16 protein-coding genes are annotated in these 15,604 nt (G+C 62.3%); 7 read left to right on the plus strand and 9 right to left on the minus strand.

What is annotated here, in order from left to right:
• Window position 1: 1 nt before the first annotated feature.
• Window positions 2–676 (plus strand): glutathione S-transferase family protein, encoded by a 675-nt coding sequence (locus ACZYOF_RS03045; protein ID WP_463714763.1) that lies wholly within the window; start codon window positions 2–4, stop codon window positions 674–676.
• 189 nt (window positions 677–865) lie between these two features.
• Here ACZYOF_RS03045 and ACZYOF_RS03050 read toward each other — a convergent pair whose 3' ends face one another.
• Window positions 866–2,065, minus strand: coding sequence for a CaiB/BaiF CoA transferase family protein (locus ACZYOF_RS03050; RefSeq protein WP_282526366.1), 1,200 nt, complete (start codon window positions 2,063–2,065; stop codon window positions 866–868).
• A gap of 49 nt (window positions 2,066–2,114) precedes the next feature.
• A complete protein-coding gene (locus tag ACZYOF_RS03055; protein ID WP_463714764.1) occupies window positions 2,115–2,750 on the minus strand; it encodes a DsbA family protein in 636 nt (211 codons plus the stop codon).
• Between the two features lie 190 nt (window positions 2,751–2,940).
• Here ACZYOF_RS03055 and ACZYOF_RS03060 point away from each other — a divergent pair, with 190 nt between their 5' ends.
• Window positions 2,941–3,789 (plus strand): VOC family protein, encoded by an 849-nt coding sequence (locus ACZYOF_RS03060; protein ID WP_282526364.1) that lies wholly within the window; start codon window positions 2,941–2,943, stop codon window positions 3,787–3,789.
• Window positions 3,790–3,813: 24 nt separating this feature from the next.
• Here ACZYOF_RS03060 and ACZYOF_RS03065 read toward each other — a convergent pair whose 3' ends face one another.
• Window positions 3,814–4,377, minus strand: a complete 564-nt coding sequence (locus ACZYOF_RS03065; RefSeq protein WP_282526363.1) for a DUF2478 domain-containing protein — start codon at window positions 4,375–4,377, stop codon at window positions 3,814–3,816.
• A 188-nt stretch (window positions 4,378–4,565) separates the two neighbouring features.
• Between ACZYOF_RS03065 and ACZYOF_RS03070 the strand changes: the two genes are divergently transcribed.
• Window positions 4,566–4,943, plus strand: coding sequence for a hypothetical protein (locus tag ACZYOF_RS03070; RefSeq protein WP_463714765.1), 378 nt, complete (start codon window positions 4,566–4,568; stop codon window positions 4,941–4,943).
• A gap of 8 nt (window positions 4,944–4,951) precedes the next feature.
• Here ACZYOF_RS03070 and ACZYOF_RS03075 read toward each other — a convergent pair whose 3' ends face one another.
• The 3 genes from ACZYOF_RS03075 to ACZYOF_RS03085 all read right to left on the minus strand — a co-directional run bounded on the left by ACZYOF_RS03075 (window position 4,952) and on the right by ACZYOF_RS03085 (window position 7,091).
• Window positions 4,952–5,320, minus strand: a complete 369-nt coding sequence (locus tag ACZYOF_RS03075) for a winged helix-turn-helix domain-containing protein (RefSeq protein WP_282526362.1) — start codon at window positions 5,318–5,320, stop codon at window positions 4,952–4,954.
• 136 nt (window positions 5,321–5,456) lie between these two features.
• Window positions 5,457–6,452 carry an NHL repeat-containing protein gene (locus tag ACZYOF_RS03080; protein WP_463714766.1) on the minus strand — a complete coding sequence of 332 codons (996 nt, stop codon included), beginning with the start codon at window positions 6,450–6,452 and terminating at the stop codon, window positions 5,457–5,459.
• 216 nt (window positions 6,453–6,668) lie between these two features.
• The gene (locus ACZYOF_RS03085) at window positions 6,669–7,091 is read right to left on the minus strand and encodes a GlcG/HbpS family heme-binding protein (RefSeq protein ID WP_463714767.1); all 423 of its coding nucleotides are present in this window, start codon (window positions 7,089–7,091) and stop codon (window positions 6,669–6,671) included.
• Between the two features lie 332 nt (window positions 7,092–7,423).
• Between ACZYOF_RS03085 and ACZYOF_RS03090 the strand changes: the two genes are divergently transcribed.
• The 3 genes from ACZYOF_RS03090 to ACZYOF_RS03100 all read left to right on the plus strand — a co-directional run bounded on the left by ACZYOF_RS03090 (window position 7,424) and on the right by ACZYOF_RS03100 (window position 9,833).
• The gene (locus tag ACZYOF_RS03090) at window positions 7,424–7,639 is read left to right on the plus strand and encodes a dodecin family protein (protein ID WP_130583104.1); all 216 of its coding nucleotides are present in this window, start codon (window positions 7,424–7,426) and stop codon (window positions 7,637–7,639) included.
• A gap of 259 nt (window positions 7,640–7,898) precedes the next feature.
• Window positions 7,899–9,044, plus strand: a complete 1,146-nt coding sequence (locus ACZYOF_RS03095; RefSeq protein WP_463714768.1) for a GGDEF domain-containing protein — start codon at window positions 7,899–7,901, stop codon at window positions 9,042–9,044.
• Window positions 9,045–9,344: 300 nt separating this feature from the next.
• Window positions 9,345–9,833, plus strand: coding sequence for a hypothetical protein (locus tag ACZYOF_RS03100; protein ID WP_130583102.1), 489 nt, complete (start codon window positions 9,345–9,347; stop codon window positions 9,831–9,833).
• A 630-nt stretch (window positions 9,834–10,463) separates the two neighbouring features.
• On the opposite strand, the gene ACZYOF_RS03105 is transcribed toward ACZYOF_RS03100, so the two are convergent.
• The 3 genes from ACZYOF_RS03105 to ACZYOF_RS03115 all read right to left on the minus strand — a co-directional run bounded on the left by ACZYOF_RS03105 (window position 10,464) and on the right by ACZYOF_RS03115 (window position 14,217).
• Window positions 10,464–11,633 (minus strand): acyltransferase family protein, encoded by a 1,170-nt coding sequence (locus tag ACZYOF_RS03105; RefSeq protein WP_130583100.1) that lies wholly within the window; start codon window positions 11,631–11,633, stop codon window positions 10,464–10,466.
• A gap of 148 nt (window positions 11,634–11,781) precedes the next feature.
• A complete protein-coding gene (locus ACZYOF_RS03110) occupies window positions 11,782–13,392 on the minus strand; it encodes an acyl-CoA synthetase (RefSeq protein ID WP_394565348.1) in 1,611 nt (536 codons plus the stop codon).
• 57 nt (window positions 13,393–13,449) lie between these two features.
• Window positions 13,450–14,217, minus strand: a complete 768-nt coding sequence (locus tag ACZYOF_RS03115) for a FadR/GntR family transcriptional regulator (protein WP_130583098.1) — start codon at window positions 14,215–14,217, stop codon at window positions 13,450–13,452.
• A gap of 151 nt (window positions 14,218–14,368) precedes the next feature.
• On the opposite strand from ACZYOF_RS03115, the gene ACZYOF_RS03120 reads away from it, so the two are divergent.
• Complete coding sequence (locus tag ACZYOF_RS03120; RefSeq protein WP_463714769.1) at window positions 14,369–15,583, plus strand: ABC transporter substrate-binding protein; 1,215 nt, start codon at window positions 14,369–14,371, stop codon at window positions 15,581–15,583.
• Window positions 15,584–15,604 lie beyond the last annotated feature (21 nt).

The raw sequence follows: 15,604 nt of genomic DNA on the forward strand, positions 1-15,604 counted from the left end.
GATGGCCGCGCCGGAGCTGACCCTCTGGGGCGTGGGCACGAGCCGGACGATACGACCGCACTGGGCCATGCACGAGCTTGGCCTCGCCTACAAGACGCGGCCGATCGGCCCCCGCACGGGCGAGACCAAGACCCAGGAATATACCGTGCTCAATCCGCGGCAGAAGATTCCGCTGCTGCAGGACGGCGATTTTTGTATCGGCGAGAGCGCGGCGATCGTCGCCTATCTGTCGCGGACCTATTCAACGCCGGAGCGCTCGTTGATTCCGGAGAGCCAGCGCGACTACGCCGCCTGGCTCGAATGGTGCTTCTTCATCGTTGCCGAGCTCGATTCGACGAGCCTCTATGTCATGCGCCGACACAAGGCCGACGCGCTCGGACACATCTACGGCGTCGCGCCCGATGTCGTGGCCCAGGCCGCGGAATATTTCCGTCAGCAATCGCGCCACGTCGAGGTCGCGCTCGCCGACGGCCGCCAATTCCTGATGGGCGATCGGTTCACCAGCGCCGACATTTTGCTCACCACCTGCCTCGACTGGGCGATCGCCTATGGCGTCGGCATCTGCAACCACGCCCATCCCTATCTCGAGCGCATCCATCAGCGGGAGGCGTATCAGCGCGGCCAGGCCGCAAACAAGCCGCTCGCCCCAATCACGCCGCCCGCACCGAGGGCGTGAGCAGCCAAGCGCGAGGCAGCAGTTCTCCCTCTCCCCGTCCTTTACGGGGAGAGGGTTGGGGTGAGGGGCTCTCTCCGCGAATACGGTGAGAGATATGATCGCGGAGGCAGCCCCTCACCCTGCCCTCTCCCCGTGAAGAACGGGGAGAGGGAAAGAGAGCGCCCCACTCGTTGCTTATTGATTGCGCGCTTACACCGCCACCCGCACGGCCTTCTCGCTGACCATCCGCTCGATCGCGGCATCGTCATAGCCGAGCTCGCGCAGCACCTCGCGCGAGTGCTCGCCGACGCGCGGCGCCGGTCCGCCGATCGACGCCTCGTTGACTTCAAAGCGCGCCGCCGGCTTTGGCTGCCGCACGCGTCCGACCTTGGGCTGCTCGAACTCGGTGATGATCTCGCGCGCCACCACCTGCTCGTTGTGGATGATCTCGCCGCGGCGCAGGATCGGGGCGCAGGGAACATCGGCCGCATCGAGCCGCTCCAGCCATTCGGCCGTGGTGTGCTGCGCGATATATTCGGCCATCTTGTTGATCCGCGCCGTCGCATTCACCGAGCGCGCGGAGGGCGTCGCAAAGCGCGGATCCTTGGCAAGCTCGGGATCGCCGGTGGCGCGGCAAAAACCCTGCCATTCCGAATCCGAGATCGTGCCGGCGGTGATGTAGCCATCGCTGGTCTTGAATACGAGATCCGGCCGGTCGTTGGGATCGGCAGAGGTCTCCTCGGCGCCGACCACTGTGTATTGCATCATGCCTTCCGGCCAGAGATAGGAGATCATCGCATCCAGCATCGCGACCCGGATGTGATCGCCCTGCCCGGTCTTCTCGCGCGCATAGAGTGCGGCCGCAACCGCCTGCGCGGTCATGACAGCGGTGGTCTTGTCGCAGACGATCGTGCGGATCATCTGCGGACGGTTGGTGATGGGCTGAGACTGGATGTCGGCGAATCCCGACAATCCCTGGATGATCGGATCGTACACCCGCTTCTTCACATAGGGCCCGGTCTCGCCGACGCCGCTGATCGAGACATAGATCAAGCGCGGATGACGCTGGCGCAGCTCATCCGCGCCAAGGCCGAGGCGCTCCATGGTGCCGGGCCGGAAATTCTGCACCAGCACGTCGGCTTGCGCGACGAGCTTGGCCAGCACCTCGCGGCCGGCCTCGCTCTTGACGTCGATTGCGAGCGAGCGCTTGCCGCGGTTGGAGGAAATGAACAGCGCCGAGAATTCGCCGGACTTGTCGATGGTGGCGCGGCTGCGGCGGGTGATGTCGCCGCCGATCGGCTCGATCTTGAGAACATCGGCGCCCTGGTCGGCGAGGAACATGGTGGCGAACGGTCCCGATACCACGCCGGTGAGATCCAGTACGCGTACGCCATTGAGTGGGCCCGGCATCACGTTCTCCTTATTTGTTCGACGATCTCCGGCCGCCGCGGTCCGGCGCTCACGCGCTCTTCGCCAACTGCCTTGTCTGCTCGACGATGGATTCCTCGACGTCGCGAAGCTGATCCTTGCCGAAGAACATCTCCTTGCCGACGAAGAACGTCGGTGAGCCGAAAGCGCCGCGGTTGACCGCGTCGGCCGTCAGCTCGATCAGCCGCTTCTTGACGTCGTCCTGCTGCGCCCGTGCGATCAACCTGTCGGCGTCCAGGCCGGAAGATTTGAGCGCGGCGCGAACCACTTCGACGTCATCCATCTTCTTCGGCTCTTCCCACATGTGATGGAAGGCCGCACGGACGTAGGGCTCGAACACGCCTTCGAATTGCGCAGCGACCGCGCCGCGCATCAGCATCAGGGTGATGACCGGGAAGAACGGGTTCGGACGATAGGTCGTGATGTTGTGGCGGCGGATGAAGCGCTCGGTTTCCAGCGCCATGTATTCCGGCTTGTTCTTGATGCCGCGCAGCGAGTCGGCCGGCGACATGTTGCCGGTCGCCTTGAAAATTCCGCCGAGCAAGACCGGCACATAGTCGAACTTCACGCCGGTGCGCTGTTCGATCGAGGGGATGACAAGTTCCGCCAGATAGGCGTTCGGGCTGCCGAAATCGAAATGGAATTCAACCTTCAGGGGATTTCCCACCGGCCTCTCCTCCCGAGCATCCGTTATTCTCCGCCCGTCACGTACAGGCGACCTGTAGCCATGCCCTGGCTGGTCCTCCTCATACAGTTCCAAAAATGAACTGTCAATTCTTGGGATCATCCAATATGCTGCTGCGCGCCGAAGCTCGATGCACTTTGCAGCGGAGCCGGCCTCTTCCGGAGCGTCCCTCATGATCACGACCCTCGACCATACCAGCGTCCTGGTTCACGATCTCGACACCGGCATTGCCGCCTATCGCGAGGTGCTCGCGAGAGAACCGGCGTTTCGCTCCAGAACCGATGGCGTCGAAAGCGCGTTCTTCATTCTGGACAACGCCACGCTTCGGGTCATGGCTCCCGACAGCGAAGGCGCGCTTGGCGCGCGCGTCCGTGCCGCCCTTGCCGAGAGCGGCGAAGGCCTGTGGTGTCTAGAGTTCGAGGTCGACGATATCGAAAAGAGCTATCGGCGATTGCGACGTATCTCGCTTCAGCCGGACGAGGTCGCCGACATCACCTGCAGTCATCTTGCGACCGGCACGACACTCTCCTGGAGACGCAGCGGCTTGCCGGCCGAACAGTCGCACGGCGTACCGATCCGCTTCAGTAAGCTTCTATCCAAAGCAGCTCGCTCTGCGGCGACAGGGCCGGCCACGGTTCGCAGGATGGACCTGGTGGTGGTTGCAACCGACGAGCCGGAGCGCGCGGTGGCGCTCTACGGCGCGCGCCTCGGGTTAGAGCTGATCTTCGACCGCACCGACGCGAAGAGCAAAAGCCGGTTGATGCAATTTGCCTGTGGCGACATGCTGATCGAGATCGTCCACCGTCCGGACGAAGGCGAGGCGCGCAAGGCGGACCGCCTCTGGGGCATCGCCTGGTCGGTCGACGATGCCGACGCCGCGCGCGAGCGGCTGCTGCGTGCCGGCCGCAACGTGTCCGATGTCAAGGCGGGCGCGAAACCGGGAACGCGCGTCTTCACGCTCCGCGATGGAACGTGCAACGTCCCCACCCTCTTCGTGCAGCATCTTGCGCAAGCGCCGTAGGCCAAGCTCCTTTCTGCGCTGGCGTCATTTCAACACTTCGCAAACCGTCTGGTGTTCGGCAGCCATCGGCCTCGGATATTGGGCCGAGACGCGGCTCCACCACGCCTCCAGTGCATCGCGGTCGCAGCGGAGGCGGACGCTCATGCCGTCGGCGAACTTGATCCAATGGGCAAAGCGGTGGCTGGGCACGGCGATCACGACCGGGATATCCGCGCTGAGCGCACGCTCGACCAGGTAGCAAAGGCCTTTGCCCTCACATTCCTGCCGACCGAAGCGGTTGACGATCAGCACGTCCGCGCCGCGATCGATCGCCGCCGCGATCCGCTCGCCAGCGTCGAGCAACTGGCCGACGTCGAGCCGGCAGCCGGCCGAGCAACTGCCGAGGTCCTGGAATAGCTGCAGCTCTTCGCCGCTATGGACCAGCATGGCGGACAGGCCGGCATCGAGGCAGTGATGGCCGAGCTGCACAATCCCGACGGCGCGATATCCGGCTCTGTTCAGGCTGGCCGCGAAATCGCGCAGGATCTCGTCGGGGTCCTGATGCTGCTCATACACGAGCGCAGCAAGATCGCATTGGGAGTCGAACATGGCGGGCCTCATCTCCATTGGCGACGGGCCCCGGCCCGGGCTCCGTTATATCCGTCACCATATCACGTCCCGGCGGTTTCCGGCCATACCCGGGATGCGGCGCTGCGGGTCAAAAAAGACGGGCTGGACGACCGGGATCGCATCGATATATCCTTACGGATATAACGGATATTTGTTCGGAGCCTATGATGCAGATCGACCCGCAGGCCCTGACGACGTGCGAAGTCGCCGCCGACGGCGCCGTTTCGCTTGGCTTCGTCGATTCCGACGGCAACCCCGCGACCCTGCGGCTTTCGCTCAACCAGGTCGGCACGTTGGTGATGACCTTGCCCGGATTGCTCGACAAGGCGCTGCAGCGCCGCTACGGCGACGGCAGCCTGCGCTACGCCTATCCGCTGGATTCCTGGATGGTCGAGCAATCGAGCGATCCGAGCGTGCGCATGGTGACGCTGCGGACAGTGGATGGGTTCAGCGTCTGCTTCTCCGTCCTCCGCGAGCAGCAGAGCCCGTTGGGGGAGGCGATCGCAGCCGAACCGCAGCCAAGTGTGACGCTGCGCGCAAACTGACGACGGCATCACGCCTTGCGGGAGATATCGGTCTGCAACGCCACCAGTTCCTTGCGCGCCGCGCTTGCCGCATCGCGCTCGATCTTGCGGTAGCGAGCGACCAGAGTGAGGCCGAACGGCGTCAGCACCGCGCCGCCGCCATTCTTGCCGCCGGTCTGCCGCTCGACCGCCGGGTGCCGACAGATGCGGTTGACCTCGTCGACCAGGTCCCACGCCCGCTTGTAGGACATCTCCATGGCGCGGCCGGCGGCCGAAATCGACCCGCAATCGCGGATATGCTCGAGCAACTGGATCTTGCCGGGCCCGATCCTCTCGTCGCTATCGAGATCGATGCGAACGCTCAAATGTGGAAGCGATTTGGCGCCCGGTTTTGACATGCAGAATCCGTTGGTTGCGTCTTATTCCCTAGAATGCCATTGAAGCCTTTCGCGGACAAGATGAGCACCGGCCGATAACGCCGCAGTCGGCGTCGGCCGGCGCGTCTCTCTTACACTACAGCAAGTCGCTCACCTGTTACTTTAGCGGAACTGGCACGATCGCGAATGGACCGGGATCCTTCCCCTTGTTGGGCCCTATCAGGTAGGACAGCTTGCCCTCGGCGATCCATCCGGTGTTGCCGACCTGGATCACCGAAACAGGCTCGGCCAGACCATCCTTGATCACGTCGACCTTGGCCTCATCGCCCGTCACCGTGACCTTGTCGAGCCGGCCGGCGCCTTCGACCAGCAGGAAGTCGCCGCCAGACGCGCGCATCGCATCCGCATGATCCAGCGGACGGGACGGCTTCAGCTCGGTGATCTCCCCCGCCTTGCCATCCTTGACCGCGATCCTGAACAGTTTTGCGGGAATGAAGGTCGTGACGTAGAGATGGCCGTCCGATCCGACCGCAATGCCGTCGAGCCCGACCCCGTCCTTTGCCGGCGCCAGCAGCGGGTCGGTCGCCCACACGTCGAGCGCCGTGCCGCCTGGCTTCAGGCTGTAGATATACGGGGCGAAGGAATCGGTGACGTAAGCGGTTCCGTCACCGCCGATCGCGATATCATTGCAAAGCGATTTCGGATCCTTGAGCTGAAAGCTCGCCTTCGGGGCGCCGGTGGCGAGATCGAAGGTTTTCAGCCAGGCGCCCTTGGTCTCGCCCGGACCGGCAACGCCCGAACCGCTCAGGTCGTTGGAACAGACGTACAAGGTACGGCTCTTTTCGTCGGCGAGCACGCCGAGCACCGAACGGCTGCCGTTGGCGCCAGGCGAGATGAACTGCTCCGTTTTTCCGCCAGGCGCGGCCTTTATGACGCCGCCCAGGTTGAAGCTTCCGATATAGAGCGTGCCGTCGCTGGTGGCCGTAACGCTCTCCGGATGGCTCTTGTCGGGAACGCCGACCGGCGTCTCGGCATGCGCCATGCCGAGCATGAGCAATATCAACCCGGCCGCGCCGAGCGCCCATGCATTGTGGCTCTTGAGCAAGTCTCCCTGTCGCAGCGAGCACAGGGCAACGCTGTCATTCTGTTTCATGTTTTGGTTCCTGATGGACGTGGGGTGGACGAGGCAATGCCTCGAACGGACGATCATCGATCGATGATCGTTCACTGCGCGTCCTGCAGGACCGGAACTCCGTAGCTCTTCCGGCCCGGCTGTTCGCATCCGGTATATAGCGCAACATACAACGATGCGAAAGCCGCCGCCTTCTGCGGATCGCCTCGGCGATCTCGCCCTATCGCGCTTCAGGCGTCATTTGCGATTGAGAGCCTCGATGCCCGCCTGGCAGACGACAGCATCCTGCGCGCCTGCTCCTCCGCTGCATCCGATCGCGCCGATGACCTTGCCTTCGCTGATGATCGGTATGCCGCCCGGCGATGCGACCAGCGTCGGATCGAGCGTCATCACGTAGGGATGGCCGGTCTCCGTCAGATCGAATATGCCCTTGGTGTCGCGCCGAAAGCGCGCGGCGGTGCGCGCCTTGTTCTGGGCGATGGTTGGCGATGCCAACATGGTGTCGTCCATTTTCACGAAATAAGTCAGGTCGCCCGACGGCGATACGACGGCGATGGCCATCTTCCACCCCCGCTTGGACGCTTCTGCAAACGCGGCGTCCACCGCTTGTCGGGCGAGATCCAACGAAATCGGCGTCCCGTAGGGAATGTCGGCGGGCATCTTCTCGGGCACGCCGGGCGGCAGCGGCTGTGCCGATGCTGCCCCCGCGGTGATCACCGCGGCGCAAGCGATGATCCAGGTAGCGACACCATGGCGGAAGCGGAAAGGGACAAAAGCAAACAGCCGTAACGCCAGGAAACGCAGATAGATCATGATAAAACCCCAGTTGTAGCCGCAAGATCAAAGCACAACTTGAGGCTGACCCTCAAGTTGCCGAACGATCCCGCAAGCCCGCGGCTGTGGCGCGTCCTTTCAACGCCGATATCGTGATGCTAATTTCGACCGCGGCAGGGAGCACCTGCTTCCTGCTTCATTCCGGACAGGAGGACGATATGCCTGAGAGCGTCTACAAGGTCATCGAACTGATCGGTACCAGCAGCGAATCCTGGGAAAAGGCCGCGGCCAACGCGGTCGGGCAAGCCGCAAAATCTCTCCGAGATCTTCGCGTCGCAGAGGTCGTCAAACTCGATCTGCAACTGGACGCCAAGGGGCAAGTGGAGGCCTACCGCGCCAAGCTCAACGTATCGTTCAAGTTCGAGGGCTCCTGACGTTTTCGCAACCTCGCCCCGCTCGCGGGGCGAGGTTGAACTCGATCGCAGTCCGCTTCCACGCTGATCTCAATTCGAGGTTTCAGAGTATCCAGTATCCCTCTCTTTTCGCTTACGAAATCCGCTGCGCCAATTGGATGGTTTTCAACCGAAAGCGATAACCATTTGATTACCGTGCACTGCAAACAACCTGCGCCCCCATCATTTGGGTAACGATCGATGACGTATTAAGGCCCCGATCCCATCTCGGCCCGGCGTCATGCTTCTCGACCAGTTTTCGATTCTCGTCGCCATCGGCTTCTCGGGCGCGTCCCTTGGCCTCACGCTCTGCATGATGTGGGTCGTCGGCAAATCCGAAACCCACCTGCTGAGCTGGTCGATCGGCCTTGCCTTTATCGTCGCCGGAGTGGCGTTCTTTGGCTGTATCATTCAAAGGTACGATGCCAATTTGCTGCTGGTGTCCTTCGTGCTCCTGATGTCCGGCTTCGGATTGCTCTACGCGGGCTCAGCCAAATTTTGCTCAAGCCGGTTCAATTGGTTCACCGTATTCGCAGTTGTCGGCCTTGGCGTTCTGTCCACATCGGCCGCATTCGCGATGGGCTATTCCGGCACCGGGACGATCGCTGCAAATGTAGTGATCGGCATGCTGCTCCTTCTGACCGCTTTCCAATACTGGACGGCACGCGCCGAATCCCCGCTTCTGATGGCCGCCAATGCGACGCTCTATCTGATCGCCGCACTATCATTCGTCGCGTGTGGCTACGCGCTGGCCGAGCAAGGCCAATTCGTCCTGACCGCTCGTCCGTCCAATTGGGCCGAAGACATCAATTCCATCGTTGTGATCGCCGGATTGACCGGCATCGGCACATTGTCCCTCACCCTCAATCAGGCGCGGATCGCGAACCGGCATAAGTCGGAAGCCATGACGGACGCCTTGACCGGACTCTTAAATCGCCGAGCGCTGTTTGACGGTCCGCCCGGCCATGTCCCGGTTGGCACCGCCGTCGTGGCGATGGATCTGGACCACTTCAAGACCATCAACGATCGGTTCGGACACGATTCCGGCGACCGGACGTTGAAGGCCTTTGCCGAAATCATCGCCGCAAATGTCCGTTCAGACGATCTGGCCGCGCGAATTGGCGGCGAAGAGTTCTGCATCGTGATGTTGAACTCGAGTCCGAGGGCATCGGCAGCCGTTGCCGAGCGCATAAGAGCGCAGATCGAGGCGATGTCCGTCCCTACTCCTTTGGGCCCCATCCGGACGACCGTAAGCGGCGGAATTGCCCACGCCACCGGATCCGAAACGATCCAGTCGCTGTTGATCCGCGCGGATGAAGCTCTCTATGAGGCGAAGACCTCCGGCCGCAATCGCGTCAAGCTCTCCAACTTCGGATTGGCTGCCTAGGCTCTGCCGTCGCGGGCTCATACTTGAGCGATGCCCACCGCGGGCGGCAGGGCAGACAAAGGCTGGACACGTCGGCGACGTCGGCTTGTGACTTAAACCGGGCATTTCCACCCAAGAACGAACTCCGGCCGGAAAGTCGAGGTTTCGCTAGAGCCCGCCGTGACCGAATTGTGGCACGTGCGTCAAGTTGTCATTTCTACAGAAGGTTGAAAATGCCATCATTGGATGGCGCGAAGATCCATTCGCGTTCGCGTCTTGATCGTTCGTGCTCATTCTCATTGCAAACGGAGGGTACGTACTATGGAAAGCGCACGCAGGTACGCCTTAGCCTCTATCATCTTTGCATTTGCCCCGTCTGCTTTTGCCGCCGAGCTACCAAAGGAAGGCAACTTCGACTTCACTGCATGCTGGTCGGGCACGAGTAATACCATCTCATTTTCCAAGACCCACACTGCGCTAAGCTATGAGCAGACAGGTTCTATTCGAAGCAATCCTCCGGGCGGAATTTTCGATAAGGAAACATTCCGGTGCGTAGGGATGAATGCCTCTCTTGGCGGGAAGATTACCGGCACCACCGTCTGTGAGGCTACTGACGGGGACGGCAATAAGCGACTTTCGTACTTCTCAATTGCAGATGGAAAAGTAACCAGGGAGTCTGTTGCGGGCACTGGGAAGTACGAGGGTATGGTCACGAACGCCACGGTGCAACCGCTCGGACCTTTCCCAGTTGTCAAGGAGGGGACGTTCCAAGACTGCAATCACCAGACTGGTACCTACAAATTGAAGTGATACTGCACTTTGTGTGCGAGGGCCGCTTTTGAGCGGCCCTCTTCGTTGCCAGAGTCCGATTGCGACCCCGAGCCGAATAGCGCTTAAGCCGCTGGCATGTCGGCTGCCAGCGGCAGACCGGGCGCCGCTTCATGCTCGCATGCACGGACGCATTTGACCCTCAGCCGGTCCTCATGGCACCGGCGCTGTGTCGCTGTGCTAGCGAGCCCGGGCGCTACACTTATTTTCTGAACAACTGCTTTGACGGGGCGTCGAACCTGGCTACGGGCCGATCCATCTGCCAGAGCTCCACATCATGGCTGTCGACAAGACGCTCGGCGGATTTGATGGCTGTGTCATCATCGACACAATCTATCCGAACCACTCCAATCGATCGGCCGTGCAGCCCAACGATGTATGCATGATAGACCGTCATCTTGGCCTCCAAGCAGCGCGAACGCCGCGCGGGTGAATTTGCCGGCCCCGACGCTCGAAGCGGACAATCATCTTCTGTCCTTATCGCCATGGCGGAACCGAACGCTTGCCCAGAGGTGAATGGCAAGGCGTGTAAATTCCATGGGGATCGCCTTGTCCTTTTATAAAGGCCACATAAGGCTGTCCGGCCCAGATCGGCCTTTTCTGACGACCGCGTCAGATCATGCGTGCGACGAGCGGAATTCTTCGCAGCAGGATGGTCGCGCCCCAACTGATGAACAGCGTGCCGAGGAAGACGATCGCGAATTTGACGAACACGGGCAACGGCGGATCATAGACGAGATATTGCAGCCAGATCAGCGGAACGAAATGCACGAGATAAATGCCGTAGGCCGAAGGCCGCATCGCATCGAGGAACCGAAATCGTGATCGCGCAAAGCGCAGGAACAGCGTGGGCACCGTGAAGGTCATCGCCGCGTTGAACATGGCAAACGCCAAGCCATAGGCGATCTGCCACCACAGCGGCGGTGAACGGAAGTCCGGCAGCACGCTATGATGGACGTAGACCAGAAGCAGGATGACGCCGTAGAACGCGAGCCCGCAAGCGAGCCACAGCATCCAGCGCTTCGCCACATCCCGGCCCTCCGCCAGTATCCCGCCTCTCAGGCTGATGGCGCCGACCGCGACGCCGGTGAAGAAGTAGCCGGTGTAAAGCAGGATGCGGCTGGTCTGGATCGGCAGCGGATAATGGCCGGGCACGAACCAGGCGGAATCGCCGAACTCCAGGTGGAGCGGCAGGTAGATGATGATCGAGAAGATCAGGAATAAGGCGAAGGCCGCCATCGGCTGCTGACGGAAGCCGTCGACGAGTTGCCCAAGCGCTGGGATCGCGCGAGGTGCCACGGCCCCAATCAACGCGGCGATCGCGTCCAGCGCGAGCAGCACCCACAGGAACCAGGCCGACCCCGACGACCACGGGCCGACCGTGACCATGTGCCAATAGAACTGCGGGAAACTAAGCTCCGTCACGTGGTAGCGGTAGTAGGCAATCGGCATCAGCACGAAGATCGACACCAGGTACGGGATGCCCAGCCGCCACGCGCGGCTACCGAGGAAGTTGGCCGGCCCCCTGCGCGCCAGGCTGTCGTGCACGAACAGGCCCGAGATGAAGAACATGCAGGCCATGAAGAAGCTGTCGTTGAACAGCGCGATCAGATCGAAGCCGAGCCATCGCATCCGATCGCCGCCGATGCCGAAATAGGTGTAGTTGATCACGCCGTGATACAGGACCACCAGGAAGGTGATGAAGGTGCGCGCGCGGTCGAGCGGAACGATGCGTGTCCCGGTCGTCCCGGCCAGCCCGGTGGCATGGGATTTCTTGAGCATCGGCCCCTGCGTGTCGCAATGATGCTGCATCGCTGCCGCGGTAAGCCATCGCAGCGACACAACCATACACTGTCGCTACGGGAATCCGATCAGCTACCGCGACGCGATCCGTTCACGCCCGCTTGATCGGCTGCGGGGTTCGGAATTCTCAGCCCGCGAAATTTTTCTGAATCGCACGATCGAGTGTTTCGCTGCCAAGAAAACGCGTCCGCAATTCCCGCTTCAGCAATTTGCCGCTCGGATTCTTGGGCAGGCTGTTGACGAAGAGCACGCGCTTCGGCACCTTGAAGTGCGCCATCTGGCCGGCACAGTGCTTGATGACGGTCTCCTCGTCCAGCGTTTCGCCAGTCTTCACCACCACGATCGCGGTCACCGCCTCGATCCAGCGCGGGTCCGGCAAGCCAACCACCGCGACTTCGGAGACCGCCGGCAGGCGATAGACCATCTCCTCGACCTCGCGGCTTGCGACATTCTCGCCGCCGGTCTTGATCATGTCCTTGACGCGGTCGACCACGGTGACGTGCCCCTCGGCATCGACGGTCGCGAGATCTCCGCTATGGAACCAGCCGCCGGCAAAGGCCGCTTCAGTCTTGGCGGGATCGTTGTAATAGCCGGACAGCAGATGCGGCGAGCGGTGCACGATCTCGCCGACCTCGCCCACCTTGACGTCCTCCATGTCGGCATTCACCACGCGCGTCTCGACATTGAGTGCGGGCTTGCCGGCCGATCCTGCCTTGCGCAATTGATCCTCGGGCTTCAGCACGGTCGCGAGTGGCGCGATCTCGGTCTGGCCGTAGAAATTCCAGAACTTCACACCCGGCAGGCGCCGCTGCAATTCGAGCAGCACCTCCACCGGCATGATGGATGCGCCGTAATAGCCCTTTTGCAGGCTCGAAAGATCGGTCTTGTCGAAGGCCGGCGAGCGCAGCATCGCGATCCAGATCGTCGGCGGCGCAAAGAAGGCGTTGATCCTGTGGGCCGCGATCAGCGCGAGGATGTGATCAGGCACCGGCTTTCCGGTGAGCACGTTGGTGGCGCCGAGATAGATGCCGGGCCCGAGGAAGACGTCGAGCTGCGCGCAGTGGTAGAGCGGCAGCGCGTGCAGGATGGTGTCCTCGGCCGCCATGCCGCCATCGATGATGCAGCTCACATATTGCCACATCACCGCTTCATGGGTGAGGACGGCGCCCTTAGGCAGCGACTCCGTGCCGCTGGTATAGATGATCTGCGCGACGTCGCGGCTGTCGACGGAAGCCTCTAACGGCGAAGCGTCGGCGGCAAGCAGGTCCGCAAAGGTCGTGATGTCCTTCGGCGCACCGGCGTCCTCGCCCGGAAGCCAGATCAATTTCTCGACCTTCGTGCCCTTGGCGGTCGCGGCGCGACCGGCCCCGACGAGATCGGGGCCGACGGCGAGCAACTTCGCGCCCGAATTGGACAGGATGAAATTGATCTCGTCCGGGTTCAGCATGAAATTGATCGGCACCATGATCGCGCCAATCCTGGCGAGCGCAAAGCGCAGCGCCGCAAAGGCGTGCGAGTTGCGCGACAGCACCGCGACGCGGTCGCCCTTCGTCACCCCGAGACCGCCGAGGCCGCGGCCGAGGCGGTTGCAGATCGCGTCCATCTCCGCATAGGTCCAGCTCACATCGCCGCAGATCAACGCCGTCTTGTCGGGATAGCGCCGGGCCGAGCGGCGCAAGAGATCGCCAATGCTTTGCTCGCGCGCCTTCTGGATGGTCGTGGTGATGTCCGCGGTCATTTTTCCCTCCCTGAACGTCCGCTGTTTGTTTCTGTTTCGGACGATGCGTTTTCGGTTCTATTTGCGCCGAACCGCCTGTGCATGCTCCATGTACATGTGTTCGACCGACCGGTCGAGCGAAGCGATCCGCTCGAAGCCGCGGCGCCAGTCCTGCAAATGACGCCGCGTCCACTGCACGCCCGCCGCCTTGTCGCGCCGCCGGATCGCTTCGAGCAGATGGCGATGCGCCTCGACCAGGCGTGAGGCGCCCTGCGCGACATGGCTCACGATCATCTCGGTGGTCGGAAAGAACAATTGCGCGGCCGGCTCGCGCGCGAGCTGCAGCACGCGATTGTGCGAGGCTTTTGCCAGCAGCACGTGGAAATCCGCATCGCACTCGGCGAGCGCTGCGGGATCGGCGATCACCTGCTCGCTTCGCGCCAGATTGTCGGCGAGCTCGGCAATGTCCTCTTCCGTGGCCCGTTCGACCGCGCATTCCGTGCTCGCGATCTCGAGCGTCAGCGACACCTCGAACAATTCGCGGAACGTGACTTCGTGGAGCACCAATGCGCGGCTCAGGCGCGTCGCGAGCTTGTTGTAGCGCGGCAGGCAGGCCTGCAGGCGGCGGCTGGAATCGCGCCGCAGCAGCCCGCCTTCCTCCAGCACCCGGATGCCCTCGCGCACCGTCGAGCGGTTGACGCCGAATTGCCGCACCAGTTCGAGCTCGGTCCCGATCGGGTCTCCCGGCTTGATGCGGCCGCTGACGATCTCGCGCTCGATCGCATCCGCCACCTTCTGGTAAGCGGGCGCGACGTCGATCCGTCGAAACAGCGGCGAAGCGGGCAAAGGCGACCTCAATGTTGGTTGTCCGACAAAGTAGCCCGCCCGCAACGATGCGTCAATTCAGCCGCGCACAAGCTTCGTATCGACAGCGATTGACTTCGACGGAACCCAAATCTACTTTGTCCGACAAACCGATAAAAACGGAGGAGACCCCATGAATCCCATCGCAAGGATGGTGTCGACGGCTTGCCTGTTGTCGGCGCTATTGATCGTATCAGCATCCGCGCAGCAGCCAGCCGCGACGCCGCTGAAGATCGGCGTGCTCACCGATTTCTCGTCGGTCTATTCCGACATCGGCGGCGCGGGGAATGTCGAAGCGACCAAGATGGCGATCGAGGAGTTCGGCGGCACCATGTTCGGCAAGCCGATCGAGATCGTTTCCGCCGATGTGCTGAACAAGCCTGATATCGCGGCCACCATGGCCCGCAAATGGTGGGAGAACGAAGGCGTCGACATGATCATCGACTTGCCGACCTCCGCCACCGCGCTCGCTGTGATGGAATTGTCCAAGCAGCACGAAAAGATCATGATCGTCACGGACGCCGCGAGTTCCGACATCACCGGCAAATCCTGCGGCCCCTATGTCGCACACTGGACCTACGACACCTATTCCAACGCCCACACGGTCGGCAGCGCCATCGTCAGGAACGGCGGCGATAGCTGGTTCTTCATCACCGCCGACTATCTGTTCGGCCATTCGATCGAGCGCGACACCGGCGATGTCGTGAAGGCCGCCGGCGGCAAGGTGCTCGGCAGCGTCAAGCATCCGCTCAACACGCCGGATTTCTCCTCCTTCCTGCTGCAGGCACAGGCCTCCAAGGCCAAGATCATCGGCCTCGCCAATGGTGGCGGCGACACCATCAACACGATCAAGCAGGCCGGCGAGTTCGGCATCGTCGCCGGCGGCCAGAATCTCGCGGCGATCGTGATGTTCATCTCGGACGTGCACAGCCTCGGGCTGAAGCTCGCGCAGGGGCTGATCGTCACCGAGGCCTACTACTGGGACCTCAACGACAGGACCCGCGCCTTCGGCAAGCGCTTCTTCGAGCGCATGAAGCGGATGCCGACGATGAACCAGGCCGCCACTTACAGCGCCACACTACACTATCTCAAGGCGGTACAGGCCGCCGGCACCAAAGAAACAAAACCCGTGATGGCGAAGATGCGCGAAATGCCGGTGCGCGACGCCTTCACCGACAACGGCGTGCTGCGCGCCGACGGCCGCATGGTGCACAGCATGTTCCTGTTCGAGGTGAAGAAGCCCGAGGAATCCAAGGCGCCCTGGGACTATTACAAGGTGCTGGCCGAGGTCCCCGGCGACCAGGCCTTCCGCCCGCTGAAGGACGGCGGCTGCCCGCTGGTGAAGTGAACGAGCGCCCTTCCCGCACAT

Source organism: Bradyrhizobium sp. LeoA1Lang (genome assembly GCF_055413685.1).